The 566-nt window shown below is 67.3% G+C and carries 1 protein-coding gene; it reads right to left on the bottom strand.

Features of this window, described 5'->3' with window-relative positions; translation table 11 throughout:
* Positions 1 to 566 (bottom strand): alpha/beta hydrolase (locus tag CSC70_RS14265; RefSeq protein WP_162457226.1); only part of this gene is annotated, 566 nt, incomplete at both ends.

Genomic DNA, 566 nt, shown 5'->3' with positions numbered 1-566 from the left:
GGCCGATAGTCGGCCTTGATGGCCGGTAACGAGGACAACAGCGCGACGAGCTTGGGGACTGCGTGCGGATCTGCGCGTGGCCTTCCGGGCCGCTCGGTTGGCATGGCGCGTGCTGCTGGGTTGCGTGTGGGAGGTTCGCCCTCGCCTGCCATCACCGTCACGCTCCGCAATACCTGCGGCGTGTATGCGTCTGTCGCTTGCGCAGCATCCACCACGCGGTGCGCCTGATCGACGATGAAGCCATCGCCCCACCATAGCGACGGATCCACCGCGACGTAGTGTTGAAACAGCTGCGGCTGCGTCAGCAGCATGTGCAACACGCACAGCCCACCGTCCGAGTGGCCCCACACGGTCTGCCGGCGCGTGGCCACCGCCACGCGCGCCTCCACCTGCGGGCGAATGCGCGTCGCGATCAGTTGCGCGAACGCGGCCGCGCCGCCGGTTCGACGTTGCGGATTCAACGGATCGGTCTCCACGCGGCCATCGCCGTAACGCGCGGGCGTGTAATCCAGGCTGCGGCCGATCGCATCGATGCGTAGCGCGCTGTCATCGGCAATGAACACCAA

The organism is Pseudoxanthomonas kalamensis DSM 18571, from assembly GCF_010211745.1.
Lineage (GTDB): Bacteria > Pseudomonadota > Gammaproteobacteria > Xanthomonadales > Xanthomonadaceae > Pseudoxanthomonas_A > Pseudoxanthomonas_A kalamensis.
This window is presented reverse-complemented; position numbering and strand designations above follow the sequence as displayed.